This window comes from Bacillus sp. Brlt_9, from assembly GCF_051948935.1.
In the GTDB taxonomy this organism is placed as follows: domain Bacteria; phylum Bacillota; class Bacilli; order Bacillales; family Bacillaceae_G; genus Bacillus_A.
The window spans coordinates 358,163-380,903 of the sequence record NZ_JAYJLO010000002.1 but is presented as its reverse complement, the minus strand read 5'-3'; the positions used below and the strand labels follow the sequence as shown (position 1 = coordinate 380,903).

22 protein-coding genes and 2 tRNA genes are annotated in these 22,741 nt (G+C 36.0%); 8 read left to right on the top strand and 16 right to left on the bottom strand.

The window, feature by feature from the left end; genetic code table 11:
- Positions 1–42 precede the first annotated feature (42 nt).
- The 8 genes from VF726_RS08210 to VF726_RS08175 all read right to left on the bottom strand — a co-directional run bounded on the left by VF726_RS08210 (position 43) and on the right by VF726_RS08175 (position 5,963).
- Positions 43–116, bottom strand: a tRNA-Arg gene (locus VF726_RS08210).
- 1 nt (position 117) lies between these two features.
- Positions 118–191 (bottom strand) — tRNA-Gly (locus VF726_RS08205).
- A gap of 109 nt (positions 192–300) precedes the next feature.
- Entirely contained in the window at positions 301–804 is a 504-nt protein-coding gene (locus VF726_RS08200) for a metallophosphoesterase (protein ID WP_440167307.1), read from the bottom strand.
- A gap of 13 nt (positions 805–817) precedes the next feature.
- Positions 818–1,426, bottom strand: a complete 609-nt coding sequence (locus VF726_RS08195; RefSeq protein WP_142286678.1) for an XTP/dITP diphosphatase — start codon at positions 1,424–1,426, stop codon at positions 818–820.
- An 11-nt stretch (positions 1,427–1,437) separates the two neighbouring features.
- Complete coding sequence (gene rph / locus VF726_RS08190; RefSeq protein WP_001261765.1) at positions 1,438–2,175, bottom strand: ribonuclease PH; 738 nt, start codon at positions 2,173–2,175, stop codon at positions 1,438–1,440.
- Positions 2,176–2,303: 128 nt separating this feature from the next.
- The gene (gene gerM, locus VF726_RS08185; protein WP_440167303.1) at positions 2,304–3,353 is read right to left on the bottom strand and encodes a spore germination protein GerM; all 1,050 of its coding nucleotides are present in this window, start codon (positions 3,351–3,353) and stop codon (positions 2,304–2,306) included.
- Positions 3,354–3,483: 130 nt separating this feature from the next.
- Positions 3,484–4,293, bottom strand: coding sequence for a glutamate racemase (racE, locus tag VF726_RS08180; RefSeq protein ID WP_000774001.1), 810 nt, complete (start codon positions 4,291–4,293; stop codon positions 3,484–3,486).
- Positions 4,294–4,637: 344 nt separating this feature from the next.
- A complete protein-coding gene (locus tag VF726_RS08175) occupies positions 4,638–5,963 on the bottom strand; it encodes an MFS transporter (protein WP_440167301.1) in 1,326 nt (441 codons plus the stop codon).
- A 377-nt stretch (positions 5,964–6,340) separates the two neighbouring features.
- On the opposite strand from VF726_RS08175, the gene VF726_RS08170 reads away from it, so the two are divergent.
- Complete coding sequence (locus VF726_RS08170) at positions 6,341–7,030, top strand: type 1 glutamine amidotransferase domain-containing protein (protein ID WP_440167299.1); 690 nt, start codon at positions 6,341–6,343, stop codon at positions 7,028–7,030.
- Positions 7,031–7,072: 42 nt separating this feature from the next.
- On the opposite strand, the gene VF726_RS08165 is transcribed toward VF726_RS08170, so the two are convergent.
- The 8 genes from VF726_RS08165 to VF726_RS08130 form a co-directional block, all read right to left on the bottom strand.
- Positions 7,073–7,711: a TetR/AcrR family transcriptional regulator gene (locus VF726_RS08165; protein ID WP_001233029.1), complete on the bottom strand. Its 639-nt coding sequence runs from the start codon at positions 7,709–7,711 to the stop codon at positions 7,073–7,075.
- A gap of 157 nt (positions 7,712–7,868) precedes the next feature.
- Complete coding sequence (locus VF726_RS08160; RefSeq protein ID WP_440167295.1) at positions 7,869–8,531, bottom strand: type 1 glutamine amidotransferase domain-containing protein; 663 nt, start codon at positions 8,529–8,531, stop codon at positions 7,869–7,871.
- 98 nt (positions 8,532–8,629) lie between these two features.
- Complete coding sequence (gerE, locus tag VF726_RS08155) at positions 8,630–8,854, bottom strand: spore germination transcription factor GerE (protein ID WP_000659484.1); 225 nt, start codon at positions 8,852–8,854, stop codon at positions 8,630–8,632.
- A 165-nt stretch (positions 8,855–9,019) separates the two neighbouring features.
- Positions 9,020–10,315: a purine/pyrimidine permease gene (locus tag VF726_RS08150; RefSeq protein ID WP_440167292.1), complete on the bottom strand. Its 1,296-nt coding sequence runs from the start codon at positions 10,313–10,315 to the stop codon at positions 9,020–9,022.
- A 39-nt stretch (positions 10,316–10,354) separates the two neighbouring features.
- Positions 10,355–11,254 carry a DMT family transporter gene (locus tag VF726_RS08145; RefSeq protein ID WP_440167290.1) on the bottom strand — a complete coding sequence of 300 codons (900 nt, stop codon included), beginning with the start codon at positions 11,252–11,254 and terminating at the stop codon, positions 10,355–10,357.
- Between the two features lie 93 nt (positions 11,255–11,347).
- Entirely contained in the window at positions 11,348–12,592 is a 1,245-nt protein-coding gene (locus tag VF726_RS08140; protein ID WP_440167288.1) for an amidohydrolase family protein, read from the bottom strand.
- Positions 12,593–12,605: 13 nt separating this feature from the next.
- Positions 12,606–13,856, bottom strand: a complete 1,251-nt coding sequence (locus VF726_RS08135; protein ID WP_440167286.1) for an amidohydrolase family protein — start codon at positions 13,854–13,856, stop codon at positions 12,606–12,608.
- A gap of 111 nt (positions 13,857–13,967) precedes the next feature.
- Positions 13,968–15,533, bottom strand: a complete 1,566-nt coding sequence (locus tag VF726_RS08130; protein ID WP_440167284.1) for a glutathione ABC transporter substrate-binding protein — start codon at positions 15,531–15,533, stop codon at positions 13,968–13,970.
- 326 nt (positions 15,534–15,859) lie between these two features.
- On the opposite strand from VF726_RS08130, the gene nikC reads away from it, so the two are divergent.
- From nikC to VF726_RS08095, 7 genes are all read left to right on the top strand, one after another.
- A complete protein-coding gene (nikC, locus tag VF726_RS08125) occupies positions 15,860–16,759 on the top strand; it encodes a nickel transporter permease (RefSeq protein ID WP_000453816.1) in 900 nt (299 codons plus the stop codon).
- 15 nt (positions 16,760–16,774) lie between these two features.
- Entirely contained in the window at positions 16,775–17,695 is a 921-nt protein-coding gene (nikB, locus tag VF726_RS08120) for a nickel ABC transporter permease (protein ID WP_440167281.1), read from the top strand.
- A 14-nt stretch (positions 17,696–17,709) separates the two neighbouring features.
- The gene (locus tag VF726_RS08115; RefSeq protein ID WP_440167279.1) at positions 17,710–18,726 is read left to right on the top strand and encodes an ABC transporter ATP-binding protein; all 1,017 of its coding nucleotides are present in this window, start codon (positions 17,710–17,712) and stop codon (positions 18,724–18,726) included.
- 1 nt (position 18,727) lies between these two features.
- The gene (locus VF726_RS08110) at positions 18,728–19,714 is read left to right on the top strand and encodes an ABC transporter ATP-binding protein (protein ID WP_440167277.1); all 987 of its coding nucleotides are present in this window, start codon (positions 18,728–18,730) and stop codon (positions 19,712–19,714) included.
- A 69-nt stretch (positions 19,715–19,783) separates the two neighbouring features.
- On the top strand, positions 19,784–20,557 hold the full coding sequence (locus VF726_RS08105) for a sensor histidine kinase (protein ID WP_440167275.1): 774 nt from the start codon (positions 19,784–19,786) through the stop codon (positions 20,555–20,557).
- Positions 20,554–21,249: a response regulator transcription factor gene (locus tag VF726_RS08100; RefSeq protein WP_440167273.1), complete on the top strand. Its 696-nt coding sequence runs from the start codon at positions 20,554–20,556 to the stop codon at positions 21,247–21,249. The genes VF726_RS08105 and VF726_RS08100 overlap by 4 nt, the downstream gene beginning before the upstream one ends.
- A 3-nt stretch (positions 21,250–21,252) precedes the next feature.
- Positions 21,253–22,557: a sodium:solute symporter gene (locus VF726_RS08095; RefSeq protein ID WP_440167271.1), complete on the top strand. Its 1,305-nt coding sequence runs from the start codon at positions 21,253–21,255 to the stop codon at positions 22,555–22,557.
- The last annotated feature ends 184 nt before the right edge of the window (positions 22,558–22,741 follow it).

The following is a 22,741-nucleotide window of genomic DNA, read 5'->3' as shown; positions in this document are numbered from 1 at the left end:
AACAAAAAACCTTGTTATCAAAAGATAACAAGGTTTCTTTAGCGTCCCAGGAGAGATTCGAACTCCCGACCGTACGCTTAGAAGGCGTATGCTCTATCCGGCTGAGCTACTGGGACATGGAGCGGGTGAAGAGAATCGAACTCTCGACCAGAGCTTGGAAGGCTCTTGTTTTACCACTAAACTACACCCGCATATGTTATTTTATTTTTCTTCGTTAGCGCTGTTGCCCTATCGACAATATTTATTATATGTATAACCATACATAAAGTCAACACCTTTTTTAAAAGAGGATAATTTTTCTTATCCTCTTTTAAAAACTGCTTGTTCAACTAGTTGTCCGTCTAATGTTTCAAAACGAACTTCCATTTGATTTTCATCCATTTCTAATAAAGCAAATGTTTTTTCTACACGCTGACGCGGTAATAAAACACTACCTGGATTAATAAATAAAACACCGTCGATTAATTCTGCACCTAATACGTGAGAGTGTCCGAAGCATGCAACTTGCGCCCCTACCTCTTCTGCACGGTACGCTAATGTTTGTAATGTCATTTTTACGTTATGACGATGTCCGTGCACAACTACGAAACGAATGCCATCTACATCAGTTACAATTTCGTCTTGAAAGTTAGCATAATCACAATTCCCTTTTACAACATGGAAACCTTGCAGCTCTTCATGAGCAGGCGTTAGCTCCGAATCACCGCAATGAATCATGATATCTACTTTCCCTTCATATTTCTCTTTTAACTGCTGTAATTCCTTCACAGAGCTATGACTATCGCTTACGATTAAAGCCTTCATCAATCTCTCTCCCTTATTCTCCTAAAAACCATTCAGGGATTTTTTCTTCTAGCTTACGCAGAGCACGTCCGCGGTGACTAATGGCATTCTTCTCATCTGAACTTAGTTCCGCCATCGCTTTTTTATATTCTTCCACATAAAAAATCGGATCATATCCAAAACCGTTTTCCCCGCGGCGCTGTTCTAAAATATATCCTTCGCACGTCCCGTTTACAATGACAGGCTTTTTATCACCTTCAGGGAAAGCCACTGCTAATGCACAGTAGAAGCGAGCTTTACGCTTATCAAACGCTACATCATTTAATTCTTGTAAAACCTTATCGATATTCGCTTGATCATCTTTCGGCTCTCCAGCAAAACGAGCTGAATACACGCCTGGTTTTCCATTTAAAGCATCTACAATAAGACCTGAATCATCCGCAATTACGATTGCATTCAACTGTTTGCTTAAACTATCCGCTTTTAAAATTGCATTTTCTTCAAATGTTTCACCAGTTTCCTCGACTTCTTCAATATGAGGAAAATCGTGTAATGATTTTACTTCTAAATCAAATCGCTCAAATAACTCAGCAAATTCACGTACTTTCCCCATATTTTTTGTCGCTACAACAACTTGTTTCATACTTTCCACCTCTACTCTATATGAGATACGATGTCACCTAACGCTTCTTTTTGCATGTCAATCAGTTGGAAAATACCTTGTTCCGCAGCATCAAGTAATTCATTTAACTGCGCTCTGCTAAACGTCGCTTCTTCTCCAGTTCCTTGCACTTCAACAAACTGACCTTTTCCAGTCATAATTACGTTCATATCAACGTCTGCTTTAGAATCTTCTGCGTAGTTTAAATCTAAAACAACACCTTGTTCTTCAACAATCCCTACTGACGTTGCGGCTAAATAATCTTTCACTGGAATTTTAGATACTTTTTCTGCTTGTAATAACTTTTCAAACGCTAATACCATTGCTACATATGCACCTGTAATAGAAGCAGTTCTCGTTCCACCATCCGCTTGAATAACATCACAATCAATCCAAACCGTTCTTTCACCAAGTGCTTCTAAGTCAACTACCGCACGTAATGCTCGTCCAATTAAACGCTGGATTTCCATTGTACGTCCTGTTACCTTCCCTTTACTTGACTCCCTAATTGTACGTTGTTCTGTCGCACGTGGAATCATCGCGTATTCAGCTGTTACCCAGCCCTTTCCTTCTCCACGCATAAACGGCGGGACACGCTCTTCAATTGTCGCTGAGCAAATTACCTTTGTATCCCCAACCTCAATTAATACTGATCCTTCTGGATGTTTTAAATAATTCGTATGAATATGTATATGGCGTAATTCTGTTTTCTCTCTACCATCTACTCGCATAAAAATAACCTCCTCATAACTACTTGTTAGTATAGCCAAATTTAAATGTATGATATGTATACAATAAAAGAAGGGGAACCCAAAAAGCAATTCCCCTTTCTTACTTAAGTATATCAAATTATTGGCGATTAAAAACTACCTGTATTCACGTTTTCTGGACGATCTACTGGTTTTATTAACTTTCCGCCCTTTTCATCTATAAGATTTGCTTTACCATTTACTTCAATAGAAACGCTTTTCACGCCTTTCTTTTCAGTTAAAGATAAAACTAACGACTTCAATACGTAATTTGAAATCATATTTTTATCTGGGTTTATAAATATATTTTCGTTAAAGTTTAATGTAAGATTTCCATCTTGTAATTTCGGATTCGTAATAAGTTTAACTCCTGGATTAAAATCATTCAGAAGCGATTGATGAATCGGTCCTTTTACAAGTTCATCTATAATTGCTGCATAATCATTTTCTTTTCCTTCTACAACGCGGCGTGTTACTGGCACGTAGTATTGCTGTTTATTATTATTTTGTGCCATAAAATAAAGTGTTACCGGTTTTGTATTCGTTACATCCGCTACTTGCTCATCATCGAAGTTGATACCGTTAGCACGGCTCACCCCTTCACCAAGCGGTGTACCACCAACAGGCATCTTCGCCAACTTCTCACCATTTATTTGGAACTGCACTTGTTTTACTTCTTTAAATTGTGTCAACGTCCACGCTATCGACTCAACGATTTGACGCTCTTCTTCTTTTGCATAGTTTTTCATTTCTTGTGAGAAATCAATGACTGCTGTCCCATCTTTTTTCAAATCTAAGGTCATCGACGTATTCGCTGGGATGACTGCACGGAACCCATTCGGTAATAAATTCGTTACCGGTCCATCTTTCACAAGGTACTCTAACGTTCGCTGAATAACCTCATTTGCTTTCGGAGTAGGTATAGCTAACGTTTGCGGTACAACATAGCCATTTTTATCAACAAGGTATAGTTCTCTATTCACCATTTGTCCTTGCTTCACTTTCTTAGATACTTCTTTATTTCCACCCTCTGTATACGTAACTTGTTTTGGCGGATCAATTTGTTCCGTTGCTTTCTCCTGATTTATAAAGCCACACCCTGTTAGTAAAACAGCGCTCACAGTAGCACCAACAACCCATTTAAAAGTGGATTTAGGCATGCCATTCCCCCCTAAAATCTAAGTTTGTACTATTATGTATACGAGCTGTTTCACGTTTTAGAACAAGCTATGCTTCTTACAAACAAAAAACTCCTGATTTCTCAGGAGTTCACTTATATGAATTCTACTATTATTCTTTTTCTAAATAAATATGTTTCACATTTTCAATCGGTTGGCCAAACCATTTTGATGCAATTTCTTTAAATAGACCTATTTTTCCTGTTGTTAAGAAGAGATGATCACTTTGTTCCTCTCCCTCATTCAACATTTTACTATGGTATAAAATTGTACTTACTTCGCGCGCTGTTTCATCACCTGAACTAATGAGTTGCACTTTATCTCCCATTACTTTTTTTATAACAGGCCCTAAAATCGGATAATGTGTGCAACCTAAAATAAGCGTATCAATATCGGTATTTTTCAGTGGTTGCAACGTTTCCCTTACAACTTCATACGCCATTTCACTTTCAAAATTACCACTCTCTACAAGCTCAACGAAAGGCGGACACGCTAAACTTTCTACCATAACACGGTTATTAATAGACTTTAACGCTTCTTCGTATGCACCACTTTTCACCGTTCCAATCGTTCCGATAATCCCAACATGATACGTGTTTGTCACTTTTAAAGCTGTACGTGATCCTGGGTGAATAACTCCTACCACTGGAATTGGTAATTGTTTCTGCATCTCTTCTAATACAACCGCAGTTGCTGTATTACACGCAATAACTAACATTTTGATATTTAAATCTAGTAAATGCTCCGTCATTTCCCACGTAAATTGACGCACTTCTTCTCGAGAACGTGGACCATAAGGGCAACGTGCTGTATCCCCTAAATATATAATACGCTCTTTCGGCAACTGACGAATTAATTCCTTCGCTACTGTTAAACCGCCAACTCCTGAATCGATAACACCGATTGCTCTATTCAACTTCATCACCCGTTTTCTCATTCATCATCTTATTTTATCATTATATTTTACACACTTTAAGTTCGCTCACTTAAACTGCTTCTGTATGAAAATTTTCATTTGTACCTGTATAGACTAGGACCTTTTTTATTTTGCTCCTTTTTTTCATAATTTGCAAGACAGAAAAATAACCGACCTTCTATACGAAAATCGGTTTCTTCTATATAAAGTGCGTATTTACCACGCTATTTGCCGGGCAGTAAGACCCCCGCGAAAGCAAAGAAGTTAGATGGGGATCATGCTGCCCATAAAAGCCCGATTGTTGTAGGCTAATAATTAGTGGGGATACCCCCACTAATTAAAGTTTCACTTTATTGTTCCATCTTTTTTTGGAAAGAAGACATTCCTATTAACAAGAAGAAATGAGCAGAAATTAACATGACGATTAAAATAAAATTCAAACGATAACTATTTGTAGATTCCATAATTTTGCTCGTAACAGCTGGTCCAAATGCCATACCGAAAAAGTTAATTAAATTATATAAGCCAAGACCGACTCCAACTTTAGCTGGATGTAATGTTTTCGGTATAAATGTGTTTACTGATACTTGAATAGCTGAATAACTCATAAATGTTAAAATAATCGCCACTAAAATAACCATTAAGTTCCCATCCGGAATAAGCGCTAAAATTAAAAAGCCAACGATCATAATGACAGACGCTACATAAATCATGTTCACATTTCCAAACGAAGGGACAATCTTCCCAGTAATAAAACTAGACACCATACCAAAGAGTGATGCAACAAACAATGCAATTCCAATAACGAACGGAGACAATCCGTGCTCTCTTCCTAACAGTAATGGTAATAATAATAAACTAGCACATAACGCCACATTCATTATAAATCCGACCGCTATTAAACGAAGAAATGGTTTATTTGTAAACAACTCAATATCAATAAATGGATGCTCCGCGTTCTTCATACGAACCGTGAATAAAAATAAGAAAACTACCGATAACACAAATAGCCAACTATTAATATTTACACCTAATAAAACAGTCGTAATGAATGCAAATAATAACGCCGCTCCGATGTAATCAAAATGAAACGCTTCAGCCGTATGATGCGCTTCTTCTGACATAAATTTCATAAGCAAGAAAATCCCAACTACTGAAATAATCATAAATAAAAATAAATATGGCCACCCTAATGTATTTGTAATTGCTCCGCCAACTAAAGGACCAATGCCTATCGCTAATGCAATAGAAGAACTAATCATCGCTAACGCACCAGGCTTCTTAGCAGGAACAACTAACTTTGCCACCGCAATCATACTAAGCGCAATAAATGCCGCGCCCCCACTCGCCTGCACTAATCTTGCAAGAATGGTAATCGCATAAGATTGATTCATAAATCCAATAATAGAACCTGCTGCGAATATGATAATTGAAATAATTAATAGTTTTTTTACGCTATAACGATCAGCCAGCTTCCCATAGATCATCGAACCAATACCGACAACTAAGGAATACCCTACTACAACCCAACTTACCTTCGATTGGCTAATGGATAAATCATGAGCAATATCCTCTAACGCTACATTAAATAAAACCGCATTCATCGGTCCTAATAAAACGATAAAACATAATGTGAAAACAAACCATTTTGAATGGTTACTTATATCTTTCCCCATGTGTAACACCTCTCCTGATTGTAGTAACTGTAAATAAAAATGAAAAATAAAGTTGTTTAGCTCCTCTATTACCACTAAACAACTTCATCAAATGTATACATTCATCGCGCGACAAATTGAATTCGAAACGAAACATGTACATTGTTCGATATTCATGGAACTATCATAGTTTCAGCATTACAGTTTGTCAACGAAAAATACACAAAGTAAACTGGTTTAGTGTTTTTAGTTTACTTTGTTTAAAAATTGTTATACACTAATTTCGAATCCGGTATAAGGAGGACTGCTATGGTTATTCAAGTTTGCAATTTCTAACTTAATAAAACCAAATAAATAAAAAAACTTTTATATAGAAGAAACATTACAGGAGGATTATGATGAAGAAAAAAATGTTAGTCGTATTAACGAGCATAGAAAAACATCCAAATTTAAATCGAGCTACTGGTCTTTGGCTTGGTGAAGCTGTCCATTTCGTTAAAAAGGTTGAAGAAGCTGGTTATGAAGTAGATTATGTTAGTCCACAAGGCGGCTATACACCGATTGATCCGCATAGTTTAGCAATGGCGGAGAGCGTCGATTGGGAATGGTATCAAAAGAAAGAATTTATGAATCGTCTCGGTTCTACAATGAAACCGAGTGAAGTGAACCCAGAAGACTACGCCGTTATTTATTACGCAGGCGGTCACGGCGTAATTTGGGACTTCCCAGACAATAAAGAACTTCAAATGATTAGCCGCAACATTTATGAAAATGGCGGAATCGTTTCCTCTGTCTGTCACGGAGCTGCTGGTTTATTTCATATCACATTAAGTAATGGGGAACGTTTAATTAGTGGTAAAAAAGTAACAGGATTCTCAAATGAAGAAGAAAAACTAGCTGAATTAGATCAATTTGTTCCATTTTTAACTGAAGATGAACTCATTAAAAGTGGAGGACTTTACGAAAAAGCTGCAGAGCCTTGGGAAGCTTTCGCTGTAGAAGATAATCGTGTTATCACTGGTCAAAACCCAGCTTCAGGTGGTGCAGTAGCTGCATTAGTATTACAACACGTAAAAAATAACATGTAATAAAAAAGCAGGTTTTCCATTACAATAGGAAAACCTGCTTTTTTACGAAATCATTTGCAAAATAGCAATAACTTCTTTTTCAATTTCCGAATCATCAATTGCTTCTATATACTCTGGTTTAAAAAGTTGATACTTCTTTAATTGATAAAAATCAAGTATCGCTTTCTTTAACGTAATATCGTACTGAATACAAAAAGAATGATCTATAATACGTCTTAACATCACATCATCTTGCACCATAAATAATTGTGCGTTCATTTTATTAAAGTAGCCTTGTTCCATACCAGCTTCAAAAAAGATTTGCAAATTATGATTACGATTTTGTTGTGCAGCGACTAACTGATCAGATAAGTGCGGATATGCCTCTTTCAAATCTTGTAAAAAGACATCTGAAATATACGTCACACATTTTAAAGAGTGAATAAACGTCTTTTGGAAACGTTCTGCAAAAGACATACTTTCATCTTGATTATACGCATCTCCTTCAAGAAGGTAGTTCATAAAATCTTCTACTACAGCTTCAATAATCTCATCTTTTGAAGAAAAACGTTTATATAAAGTAGCTTTACTAATATCCATATACTTCGCAATTTCATCTATTTTCAATTGACTAAAACTCGTTTTTCTAATAACAGGCTTTATTTTATTAATATAAGTGTTTGCACACGCAACTTTTCTCATTAAAAGAGCCTCCCCTTTTGTCCATACAAAATAGTATAGCAAATTCGCGATTAATTATAAATGAAGTCACTATACTCAATACATCTTTTTAGTTTAAGGGGGCATTTATCTTATAGAAAAAAATGCCCGCTACCTTTATGAGTAACGAGCACTTTTTCTATACTTTATTTACAGCTCTTCTTATAGCTTTCCCTATTTCCATACTAGACTGCGGATTTTGCCCTGTAATTAAACGCTCATCTACTACGACGTGCGGCGTAAAATTTGGAGCCACATAAAACAAAGCCCCTTCTTCTTTCAATTTATTTTCTAACAAAAACGGCACTCGCTTTTCTAAATGTACAGCTTTTTCCTCATCATTTGTATAACCTGTTATATGCTTACCCGCACTAAAAAACGAGCCGTCCTTATTTTTCACACCGACTAAAGAACTTACTCCGTGACAAACAGCCGCTACAATCCGGTTATTGTTGTACATATTCTCAATCAAATTTGCAACATATGGATTACCTGGAAAATCTACAATCGCCCCGTGCCCACCACCAAATAAAACCGCATCATAATCCGAAAAATGAACATTTGAGATCGGCTTCGTATTTCGCAATAAAGAAGCGACATGCTTAAATTCACGAGGTATCCCGTTCGGAATAGAAACTCTATCAATAGGTACTTTACCGCCCTTTATCGACACAATATCAACATCAAACTTAGCCTTTTTAAATACACGATAAGGAGCTGCAAGCTCTTCCAACCACAAACCAGTCGGGTGTCCATTCATATCATGAGCGCTTGTTGAAACTAACAATATCCTTTTCAACATATCCCCTCCTTACTACCTATTTATGTATGGAATGTTCTTATAGAACATGAAACAGACAGAAAAATAGCCGACTCTTCATTTAAAAGTCGGCTTCCTTTTTATAGTTCGAGCTCTCCCATGCGAAGAAGCTCAACAACTGCTTGTGAACGTCCTTTAACTCCTAGCTTTTGCATTGCGTTTGAAATGTGGTTGCGCACTGTTTTTTCACTGATAAAAAGTTCACCTGCAATTTCCTTCGTTGTTTTATCTTGAACCAGTAATTCAAATACTTCTCTCTCTCTCTTTGTGAGTAACGGTTTAGATTGATACGCTTTTTCCTTCAACTGGTATAACCCTCCTTGCTTAAGCCAGAGCCGTGTATGTGTAAGTTGGGTGTTTATTTAGTCAAGATATTGTATGAACGAAATGTGCGGGTGGTGAATGAAAATGGGCTTTATTTCACATGTTATTTTAGACTTTTATACAGTACGTTCACTCTTTGTATCCACTCAATTTTCAGTACGCCATATTTGTTCTAGTAATATGCTGACAACTGTACCTACGAACAAACCATTTCCGAATATATATTGCATAACAGACGGTAAGGATTGGAGCGCTCCAGACGGTAAAAACATAACGCCGCTGCCAAATAATACTGCAACGCCTAAAATCGTTACATTCCTTTCATTAAGCTCCACTTGTTTTATATTATTAAACCCAATTCCAATTAGCTGTACGAAAGAAGCCATTAAAACCGCAGAGGCGACAGCGGATGGTAAAGATGCTAAATAACGAATAATACTTGGGAACATCGACATCACGACTAATAACATACATGCTAGTAAGAACGATCGTATATATTTTTGTTTCGTTAAACGTATAAATCCTGCTGTCGCGGGTAGCGGCACGACACCTACAGTTGAAAATACAGAAGAAATGATATGCGAAATGCCTCCAACCCACGTACCATCCTTCAACTGTTTCTGTTCAATAGTCCCTTTTTGAATGGTAGCTTGATTAATTGCTATAATAGCTGCCACTGTATTAGAAACTAAAATACATACCATAACGAAACTTGATACAGCCATACCTGTATTCCATTTTGGAAGCCCCCAAGCAAATATTTGCGGAAGTTGCACAAAATGAGTTACTTGAGATGGAATCGTCACTTTTCCTGCAATTAGAAAAAGAATCCACCCACTAATTAATCCTATTAAAACCGCATAACTTTTGACAAAACCTTTCCCGAAGTTAGATAGTATAATAACGAAAAGAAATATGCTAAACGCAATTATCGCTGTAAATCCATCGATTTGAGAAGCAGTAGCAGTAATTCCTAGCATTCCTTTTAAAAATACGCCACTTAATTGTAAACATAATAAAAGTAAAAACGTCCCTGTCACAAGCGGCGTAAATAAAAATAAAATGCGTCCAATAAAACCAGTTACCCCTAATCCAATTAAAATAACACCGGAAATTATCATTCCTAATTCTAAAATTTGCAACGTACTATGTAATTGATCTTGTCCGGCCGTTGCGTAAGCAAGTACGGTAAATACTCCAACCCAAGATCCAGCTGGTCCATCCGCAATTGGTAGTCTATGTCCAAGCCACCCTTGCAAAAAAGAAGATATACCGACTACAAAAAATGTACGCTGCATTAAATAAAATATTTCTTCCGTCGTAAGATGAAATAATCCGCCAACGACAATTGGTAGTGCGATTGAATTTGCTAGTAAAAATATAAACCATTGCAAAGTTCCCATAATATGATTTTGATTATGTTGATTGTCCAATTTTTTCATCCCTTCCATACATTTCACATAGAAATACACACTATACTATTACGTAGCTTTTCGAAACAACACCTTTTGTCCCTTCGATTTCTTCCCGTATCCAAATGTTGCAATATAAACTCCACAAACGATAAAAACAGCTCCAATTATTTGAATAGCTGTTACACTTTTCTGCAATATAATATAGCCTACCACCATCGTAACGAATGGTTCTAAATTTAAAAACATTGCTGCTGTTGATGCTTGTGCTTTTCTCAATTGATTATTCCAAACCAATGTACAAATTCCATGCATAAGTATTGCTGTCACAATGAGAAGCGCCCAACTCTCTATAGAGTATTTCAACGTTATATGAGAAAAGGTAAAAGCAAGAAACGGTAGCATAATTAAAAAACCAAAAATTGAAGAAAAGAATGTAATCAAAAACATATCATCTCTGTTCCCCAATTTCCGAATTAAAACGATAGATAAAGAAAAAGATAGCATCGTTATAAAAATCCATATTAACCCTTCTGAAAAGACAAACCTCTGCCCAACACCAATTACAAAAAACACTCCAAAAGTAGCAATTCCCCCTCCTATTACTAACTTGGCTGTTAACGGTTCGTTTAAAATAAATACCGCTAAAATAGAAGTCATGACAGGAGTAAGTGCTAATATTAGCGCAGCTGTTGTTGGATCTGCTGTTTGTAACCCTTCATAAAAAGACCATTGATTAATCGCGACACCTATGATCCCAATTAATAATACACTTTTCATCTCATTCTTTTCTATATATAAGTCTTTCTTACACATAATAGCGTACGCTAGAAAAAACAAATTAATAAATAGTAAGCGAAGTGTCGTTAACCACACCGGATGGAATGTATTTACTAAAATCGCACCAAATATAAAATTACTCCCCCAAACTACTACACATATAAACAGTAATATATATGTACGTGTCACCTATTCCCCTCCTTTTCTCGTAAAAAAGAAGGATTCCTATTCTTTCATTAGGAACCCTTGAAAAAATATATATAAATTAGGGAGATACGTAAATTAAATCAATACACCTTGAACATGTTGCAAGGAACCTGCTACGATTTTTCCTTCTTTCATTACAGCTGGTCGCTTCGCTCGTCTAGCAATCGCTTCTGCTGAACATGTAGCTTGTAAGAAGACGAAGTCAGCTTTATCTCCTACTTTAGGCCAAACTTGATTTCCTTCTTGATCTAATGGCGTTTTTCCACCTGTAATATACGCTAAAGAAGAAGATAAAGACTTCTCATCAATCCAGCGATACTTTTCTGCTAAACGCCCTACTCTTTCAAAAATATCAGCATTGCCAAATGGGCCCCACGAATCAAACATACTATCGCAACCTAAAGAAACGGAAACACCTTTTTCTGTAAGTAATGGTACTGGCGGCATATTTCTGTTAATTGGTACTGTCGTAATAATAGACATTCCTCTCTCAGCTAATAGGTCTGCCATATCTGCTCCTTCTTCTTTAGATACATCGCCTAGACTAAATGCATGACTGACCGCAACACGCCCGTCCCAATTAGCCTCTTCTGTAAATTGAGCTAATTTTTTAATTGTATAAATACCTAAATGCCCTGCATCATGTAAATGCAAATCAACATCTGCATTTGCCTCTACAGCAATTTCCATCATATCAAAAAGTGATTTTTCAATGTTATTATCTACAGTAGCTGGATCTACACCACCTACTAAATTTGCGCCCATTTTCATCGCTTCTCTCATAAGAGAATGCGCTTCTGTACGAAGTAAACCATGCTGTGGGAATGCTACGATTTCATATGTAAACGCACCTTTCATATTCTCTAAAGTTTGACGGACAGATTCTAAGTTTTTAAGACCGATATACGGATCAATATTTACATGCGTTCGTATATGAGTCGAACCAGCATTTAAAATGTTGCTTAGTAATAACTCTGCTCTCTCTCCAGTTGTTTGAGCTAAAATTGGTAACTCCTGCTGTTCTAACTCTAATCTCTCAATAATATTTTTTACTGGTGTACATGCTTCCCATGGACCACCAAGTCTTGTCTTATCAAGGTGAAAATGATTTTCCACAAACGACGGAAGAACAAGCAATTCTTTCGCATCTTTCGTTTCATATTCTGTTTGAAGCGGTACATCCGCAAGTACAATCTTTTCGATCTTTCCATCCTGTATGAGTAAATGATGCAAAGCTGTTTTTGTACCTGTAACTACTTCATTATTAAACTTGTAACCTGTTTCTAATCGTACATTCGTTAACCAATACACATTTTGCATTTCAATCATCCTCTCAAACAAGATTATTTATAGCCGCTTTTTGCAAACTACCAGCAACCACATTTCCTTTATATAAAACAGCACAGCGCTCTGTTTGTCTTGCTACTACTTCGGCTGAACATGATGCTTTTGTAAAGACGATATTTGCTTCATCCCCGACTTTTGGCCATTGACGATTCCCTTGATCATCTAATATAGATTTCCCACCCGTAATAAACTGAAGTGCTTTCCCTAAAGAGCGCTCGTCAATCCATCTAAATCTCTCCGCTAGACAATTTGCCTTTTGCAACATATCTCCTGTTCCAAATGGCGACCAATGATCAGTTATACTATCGTTTCCTAGTGAAACTTTTACACCTTTACGATTTAATAGTGGAACTGGAATTACATGTCTACTAATTGGAACTGTTGATGTTATATCAATGCCTAATGCCGCAAGTCGTTCAGCCATTTCCTCTGCTTCTTCTACAGATACATCTCCAAGTCCAAGAGCATGACTAATCGTAACCCTTCCTTGCCACCCTGCTTCTTCTGTTAATGCTGCCAATCTCTTCATTGTAAATGTTCCGAGTTGGTCCGCGTCATGTAAATGAATATCAATATCTGAATCGAACTCTACTGCAATATCCATAATTGTATTTAATGATTTTTCAATATTACCGTCTACTGTAGCTGGGTCTACTCCACCTACTAAATGAGCTCCCATACGCATAGCGTCTTTTACAAGCCCTACGGAATTACTTCGTAACAAACCGTGTTGCGGGAATGCTACGATTTTTGCTGATAACTTGTCTTTATATGTTTCTAGCGCTGCAATCGTTGCTTCTAAATTTCCAAGACCAATTACAGGATCAATATTGCAATGTGTTCGAATATTTGTCGCTCCATTTTCAAGAAGTAATTGCAACATTTTCTCCGCTCTACTCTTTGCAGTTTCTAATTGCTTCGGAAGAATAGTTTGCTCCTCATGAATGCGAGTGAATATACTTTTTACTGGTGTACATGCTTTCCACGGTCCACCATAATACGTTTTATCAATATGAATATGCATTTCTTCAAATGCTGGTAATGCCAGTAAACCATTTGCATTTACTACTTCACCATCTTGTTCCGATATAATTCCAGGTAATATCTTCGTAATCTTTCCATCTTCAATAAACAAACTACAAATCTCTGTTTCTGTACTTGTAATTCGCGATTCCTCATATACGTACCCACATTCAAGTTTCACATTCGTTAACCAATATTGTGATTTTACACTCACTTTGTCAATCTCCCTTCGCAATATGATTTTTCTACTGTACAAATGAAACAAAAATAGATAAAAATTTCTATCAGTGTAAAATAATGTTTTACACTGATAGAATTTCCTATTTTACTGTAGTTCTACACCTTCCAGTCGCAAATACCCAGATGGATCAATCCAAAATCCTTTTATATTTTTCGTAGTTGCGGCAATATGATTAATCCCTCGAATTGGTACTAATAAAGCATCTTTTAATTCAATTTCTTGTAACTGTTTATACAATTCTTTTCTCTTCGTCTCATCTTTTTCTTTTCTAGCCTCTTCTATTAATTTATCTACTTCCGAATTACTATAGAAGAATTGGTTACCAGTTGCTCCGTGTGAACTAGAATGGAATAAATTATATTGATTATAGTCACCATCACCTGTTGCATTTCCCCATCCTCCAACAAACATCGCATGTTCTGATTTATTCGTTGCAGCTAAAAACGCACCATATTCCATAACTTTAATTTCTACATCAACGCCAATCCCTTTTAATTGAGATTGAATTACTTCCACTAACGCCATTCTAACCTTGCTGTCATTCGTCCAAATTGTTGTTTTAAACCCATTTGGATAGCCAGCCTCTGCTAATAATTTTTTTGCAGTATTAATGTCATACTTATATCCTTTTACGTCTTTCGTATAACCGAATACTTTAGGAGTCATTACCGAGTTCACTTCAGTCCCAACATCGTTATATACCCCTTTTAAAATCCCTTTCGTTTCAATCGCATGTGCAATCGCTTGACGAACAAGCGGGTTGTCAAATGGCTTTTTCTGTACATTAAAGCCAATATATTCTACACCTAAACCTTCATTTTCAATTAACTCCATGGATGGTGAATTTTTCACACGCTCTACCTCAGTTACAGGTAAATTCTCTGCAATATGAGCTTCACTAGTTTCAATCATTCCAATACGTGTTGCATCTTCTGGTACTACTTTGAATACCACTTCATCAATCTTTGATTTTTCACCCCAATAATTTTTATTCTTTTCAAGTCGAATTTCTTCACCTGGTTTCCATGATTTAAAAGTATATGGACCTGTCCCAACCGGATGCTGCGCTAAGCCTTTCCCTTTTTCATCAATTGCCTTCGGACTTAAAATACTTCCTTCATTACTTGCGAAAATAGATAAAAGAGGTGAGTATGGGTATTTCAATACGAACTGTACTGTGTATTCATCAATTACTTTTATTTCTTGAATCATGGAATAAACAGTTGCTCGATTTGAACCTACTTTCGGGTCTAATACACGTTCAAAGTTTTTCTTTACTGCCTCAGCATTAAATGGTGCACCATCTTGGAATTTCACTCCTTGTTGCAACTTAAATTCCCAATTTAAATCATCAATTTGTTTCCATTCCTTTGCTAACATCGGCTTAAAATCCATGTTTTTATCTCGTTGTACAAGATTTTCATACACTTTATGGTACACAACACTTGCGGAAGGGATGTTTGTAATAAAATGCGGATCTAAATTATCAGCATCTGACAGTCTAGCAATTGTTAAAACACCGCCTTCTTTTGTTCCATTGCTTCCTGACCCTTCATTTCCTGTCTTCGTATTAGATGAACACCCCGCTAGAAAAACTGAAAGACATAAAATTGTGATAAAACAAATCACAAGTCCCCTTTTGAATCTCATCGCCCTTCCCCCTCCACTTTCTTTTATCTCTACATCCTAAAGTGAAACCTTACATCTAGCTTTCTATCTCTTACTTTCTAATAGCAGATCATTCCACCACCCTTTCTTTTTCAATTTCGTCTATGTATTTGTAATTATAAATAACTTTGCGGAAAAAGTTTTTAAACATCTTTACTTCTATTTGCACTTTCTTTACTTATTGAATTTTCTGAATTATTTTGAAACATCTTTACTTCTATTTGCACTTTCTTTACTTATTGTTTTAAACTCGTTGACTCGTTTTAATTTTCTGATAATTTAATCATAAAGAAAGGGAGGTATGAAAAATGGAAGTTCGTCTTTCTAAAGAAGAAAATACTTCTTTACAAACGATTCAAACGAAGAACACATCGAAATGGATCATTAGCTATCGAAAACTGAAAAAAAATAAGATGGCATTTATCGGGGGTATTATCGTTCTTTTCTATATTTTAATAGCTATATTTGCCCCATTGTTAGCACCCTACAATCCATTTGATATTCAGTTAGTTAACAAATTACAACCACCATCTATGGAACATTGGATGGGAACAGATGATAAAGGCAGAGATATTTTAAGCCGCCTTTTACACGGGACACGCCTTTCGTTACTTGTTGGATTTTCTTCTGTATTTATTGGGGCATTGTTCGGCATTATTCTTGGTATCATTTCTGGTTATTACGGTGGATGGTTTGACACAATCATTATGCGAATCATTGATATTATGCTAGCTTTCCCTGGTATTTTACTTGCTCTTGCCATTGTAGGCGCACTAGGACCAAGTCTTGTGAACGTAATTATCGCTATTGGCTTTTTCTCAATCCCTATGTTCGCTCGTATCGTTAGAGCTTCTACATTAACAGTAAAAAAATTAGAGTATATCGATGCTATAAGAGCACTAGGGGCAAACGATTTTACTATTATTATGAAACACATATTCCCTAACATCTTATCACCTATTATCGTCCAAGCTACTTTACGCTTAGCTACAGCAATTTTATCTGCAGCTGGATTATCATTTTTAGGACTTGGAGCACAACCACCTTCACCTGAATGGGGTGCCATGTTAAGTAATGGGCGCGACTTTTTATTTACCGCACCACATATTGCAATGTTCCCTGGAATCGCAATGTCTACACTCGTAATCGGTTTAAACATGTTTGGTGACGGATTACGTGATGCACTAGATCCGAGACTAAAAAAATAGAAAGGGGCATTATACATGCTAATGTTTATATTTCGTAGAATACTACAATTAATTCCCGTTCTTTTCGGCGTTGTATTCGTCGTTTTCTTAATTATGCAAATGGTACCCGGTGACCCAGCTCTCCTTATCGCTGGTGAAGGAGCATCAAAAGAAACTGTCGAGCAAATACGCCATCAATTAGGATTAGACAAACCCTTTATCATGCAATATTTCTCTTATATCGGAAATATATTACAAGGAGATTTCGGGGTTTCAATTCGTTCTAACCGCCCAGTGTTAGACGAAGTATTAATCCGCCTTCCAATCACTATTGAACTCGCACTGTGTAGTATCGTCATTACAGTTGTAATTGGGATGATTGCTGGTATCATCTCTGCTACAAAGCAATATTCTTGGACAGATGTTTCTATTATGATTATCGCTTTGTTAGGTGTCTCATTACCAAGCTTTTGGTTTGGACTTATGCTCATTTTCTACTTCTCTGTCCAAATTCAAATATTCCCCGTTTCTGGTTGGGGAACTTGGATACACATGGTTTTACCAGCACTTACACTAGGTGCATCTGGCGCAGCAATTGTAGCACGTATGACTCGCTCAAGTATGCTTGATGTTATACGCCAAGATTATATACGAACAGCAAGAGCAAAGGGGGTAAAAGAAAGAGTTGTTATATATAAACATGCTTTGAGAAACGCATTAATTCCCGTTATTACTGTTGTTGGATTACAATTTGGTGCCCTTTTAGGCGGTACAGTTTTAGTAGAATCAGTTTTTGCTATAAATGGACTTGGAAGATTGATCGTAGACGCCATCCGAATGAGAGACTTACCAATGTTACAAGGGGGCGTATTAATCGCCTCGGTCATCTTCGTTCTAGTCAATCTTATTGTTGATATTTTATACCGTCATTTCAATAAACGTATTGAACTTAATTAAGGGGGTGCACAAAAATGAATAAAAAGGAAGAGGTATTACAAGTTAAAGATTTAAAAACACATTTCTTTACAGACGAAGGTGTAAGCAAAGCGGTTGATGGTTTAAATTTCTCTGTTTCTAAAGGAGAAACACTCGGCATCGTAGGTGAATCTGGTTGTGGGAAGAGTATCACTTCTCTATCCATTATGAGATTAATTGACCGAGAAAGCGGCAGTAAAATTAAGGGAAGCATTTTATTTAAAGGAAAAGATTTATTACAACAAAACGAAGCTGAAATGCGTGCAATTCGCGGAAATCAAATCTCAATGATTTTCCAAGAACCAATGACATCTTTGAATCCAGTATATTCTGTTGGGGAACAGATCGCAGAAGCAATTCGTATCCATCAAAAATTAAATAAAAAGGAAGCTTGGAATAAAGCCGTCGATATGTTGAAACTAGTTGGAATTCCTTCTCCTGAAAAGCGTGCAAAACAAGAGCCTCATGAACTAAGTGGAGGAATGCGACAACGCATTATGATTGCAATGGCACTTGCTTGCAATCCAGATTTACTCATTGCAGATGAACCAACAACCGCTCTTGATGTAACAATTCAAGCTCAAATATTATCACTTATGAAATCACTTCAAAAACAACTCGGTATGGGAATTATCATGATTACACATGACTTAGGAGTCGTGTCAGAAACATGCGATAGAGTCGCCGTTATGTACGCTGGAAAAATCGTCGAATATGCAGATATCGAGCATATATTTACTAGTCCAAAACATCCTTATACAATCGGACTTCTTCAATCTCTTCCAAGACTCGATACAGACCAAGAAGAGTTACAAACTATTCCTGGATCCGTACCGAGTCCATACCATATGCCGAGCGGATGTCGCTTTGCTGATAGATGCACACATGCAAAAGAACTATGTCACAATACTCTTCCAGAACTTCAACTCACGCAAGATGGAAGTGAAGTTCGATGCTGGATGTTTACAGACCTTTGGGATAAATCATCTTCAGAAAAATTGGAGGTATTATAATATGTCTACTGCTACGCAAATCAATAAACGAGAGTTATTACAAGTACAAAACTTGAAACAATACTTCCCTATAAAAAAAGGAATTCTAGGACGCTCTATTAGCTATATTAAAGCGGTTGACGATATTAGCTTTACAATTTACGAAAAGGAAACTGTTAGTATTGTTGGTGAATCTGGTTGCGGAAAATCCACCACTGGGCGTGCAATATTGCGCCTTGATGAAGCAACAAGTGGAAAAATTATTTTTCAAGACAAGGATTTACTAGCATTAAATAACTCAGCAATGCGAAAGGTTCGAAAAGATTTACAAGTTATTTTTCAAGATCCCTTTGCTTCTTTAAACCCTAGGCAAACTGTAGGGAGCATTTTAGAAGAAGCTATGGCCATTCAAAACGTATATCCAAAAGGTGAAAGAAGGGCGAAAGTTATTGAGCTGCTCGGGAAAGTTGGTCTTCCACCTGACGCAGTGAAGCGCTATCCACATGAATTTAGCGGTGGTCAACGGCAAAGAATCGGAATCGCACGCGCCTTAGCTGTAAATCCAAAACTCATTATTTGTGACGAGGCTGTCTCCGCCTTAGATGTTTCAGTGCAAGCACAAGTTTTAAATTTATTAAAGCATTTGCAACAACAATATGGATTAACATATTTATTCATCTCTCACGACTTAGCTGTCGTTCGTCACATATCAGATCGCATCATTGTAATGTACCTTGGTACCATTGTGGAGATTGCCGATAAACATTCTCTTTTTAACAATCCACAACACCCTTACACAAAAGCGCTTCTCTCAGCAATTCCTACCATTAGTGCAGGAACGAAAAAAGAGCGTATTGAACTTAAAGGAGACCTCCCCTCTCCTCTAAACCCGCCAAAAGGCTGTCGTTTTCATACTCGTTGTCCGTATGCCATTGAAAAATGCGCTACGCAGCAACCAAGCTTTCAATCTATAAGCGAAGATCATAAAGTAGCCTGTCATATCATTTGATTCGAGTCTGAATAATAGAAATATTTACAACACTTTAGTATAATAATAAAAAACAAGATTGAGGTATGTATGTTAACTTATGAAGCATTTGCTGTATTAATAACTATACTTGTCTTAGCTCCAATTTTTGGAGCTATTATTTTATTATGTTTATTTATTTTTGAAAAACGAATCGATTTACTAGAAAGTGAAAAGAAAAAAATAGCACTAGAACGAGAGTTGCAACAGTCTTTATATCATCAACTTACGCAACAAATTCAGCCTCATTTTTTATTCAATACATTAAATACAATTTTAAGCTTAGCTCGTCTACAGAGAACAGATGAAGTTGTCAAATCACTCGAGATCTTTTCTCTATTTTTAAAAGGGAAATATAAAACAACAGATTTGTTAATTCCTATTTCTGAAGAACTAACATATACGAATTATTATATTGAGATTCAAAAAATGCGATTTCGCTCAAGGCTTTCAGTAAGCATTATCTCTTCTGAAGATTTACATAATGCCCATATTCCACCTTTCGTTATTCAAACGTTAGTTGAGAATTCCTTTAAACATGGGCTAGAAAAAAAAGCTGGTCAAGCAATTTTAAATATTCATCTATACAATACAAATAACCGAATTACACTTCTAGTATCCGACAACGGTACTCAAAACGAACCATTTACTTCCCATACGGAAGAGAGCGGGTACGGACTTGAAAATATAAAACAACGATTTCAGTTATTCTTTCAAGAACAAACTACGTTCTCTTTCCTCTCTACAAAAGAGAACGGCACGAAAGTAGAAATCACATGGCCTTTCATCACAGAAAAAAACACAGAGGAGGTAATACAAAAATGAACGTGCTATTAGTAGATGACGAACCATTGGAACTGGAACAATTAGAATTTCTTATCCACCGTCAATTTCCTAATTGGACACTGCATCTAGCCTTAGATGCGGATGAAGCTTTACGTATAAATGAAAAATTCTCGATTCATTTAGCACTTTTAGATATTCACCTTCCAGGAATATCCGGCCTACAACTAGGTGAAAAATTAAAAAATAAAAACTCTAACTTGGATATCATCATCGTAACCGCATATCAAAATTTCGATTATGCAAAACAATCTATTCGTCTAGGAGTTATTGACTATATAACAAAGCCAATTATAGAAAAAGAACTCATTGATATATTACAAAAGTACAAAGGAAATTCCAATACTCCTTCCTACTCACGTATTATTCAAGATACATTAGACATCATCCATGAAACCTTTCATGACAAACTACACTTAGCAGACATCGCAGCTAAAGTACATACAAATCCGACTTATTTAAGCCGAAGGTTCCATGAAGAAGTAGGTATTTCATTTTCCGGATATATCATGCAATTTCGTATTGAAATGTCACAGAAATATTTAACGGAACACCCACATTGGTGTATCTCTCAAATCTCTGAACGATCTGGTTTTAATAGTCAGCATTATTTCAGTACTGTTTTTCGTAAAATGACCGGAATGACTCCGAAAGAATATAGAGGCGAGGGATAAATTGTGGCGAAAAACAACTCAGCTTTCACACCTTTACAATTAGGTATCGGAACTGGTACTGTTCTTTTATTATCTAAATGGGTCGCAAGTATATCAACACTCGCTTTACCTGAATCGATTATTAATTATGGGCTAATCGCTGGTATTCTTTATGCGATGATTGGCCCTTTTACTCTTATTTTATTGGGGATTTTAATAAAAAAAATACGTTCTACATTCCCAGAAGGAGAATCCATTCACGATTACTTATCTTATAAACTTTCTCACAAAGGATATATAATTGTATGCTCTTTCCTTGTTCTATTAAGTATAGAAAGTATGTTCATTCAAACGAAAGTTGCTAGTATTTTACTTAATGTTTTTTTCCATATTCCATATACATTGGGTTCTTTCCTTTTCATTACCCTTTGTACAATATTCGTAATATTAAGTAACGCTAAGCTATTTACTAAAATGGCTATTATGCAAACTGTATTAATGTTTTCTACTATGATCATTATTCCAATTTATTTTTTTGTGCAAGATGGCATTACCCATGTATACGATGGAATCCGCTTATATCACCCGTACTTGCTATTTTATGAAAATATAAACGGAATATATTTTCTTACTGCCGGTATTCTCATTGAAACAGGAAGAGTATTAATAAGCCCTGCATCTTGGGATAAAGCTTTCCGTATTCATCCTAAAAAAATTATTCCAACTTTTTTACTATCAGGATTTATATGGATTACTATCCCCTTGGCGTTCGCTTCTCTAATTATGATAGTTATCTTTAGTGGGAGCTTAGATCATTTATACGATCTTCTAGTCCAGCTTCCAAAAAAAATAGAATTTATCATTTTATTTTTTCTGCTCGTTATCGGTTCGTTAAGCGCAATAACATCTAGTTTTATTTCTTGGATGCATGGATTTACTAAACTCATTCGAGATTTTATACCGATGATACCTACAAAAATAAATTTCAAATTATATACAACTCATTTTATTTCTATCACTATCGGATTTTTAGCTTTTTTCATTACAATTACTACAAACTATACTATTTTAGAAATTATTTTTTTCTTTGGTATTCTTTATACATCTCTTATCATCACAATATTATTCGTTATTTTCAACAAGCAAAAAATCAGCATCATTATACCGCTCATCTCGATTATTGGTGCTCTTACCGGTTATGTAGTTTACTTCTTAATCGGTCCTTTAACGAGCATTTGGGTTAGTATAGCGGTTACTCTTTCACTAAGTATTTGTTATCTGTTTTCACATTGGATACATCAACAATTCAACTATAAAATGAAACAATAATATGAGGCCTTTTTGGTAGCTTAAATTTTGCTACCTAAGGCCTTTTTATTTTTATCGTAAACTATTATACTGCGCTATAAATTAGATTTATTGTTTATATGACCTCACATCTAAATTGTAAAATACGATTCACTTTATAAAAAAATGTAATACAACCTCATAGTCTTCTCATAAATTTCCATAT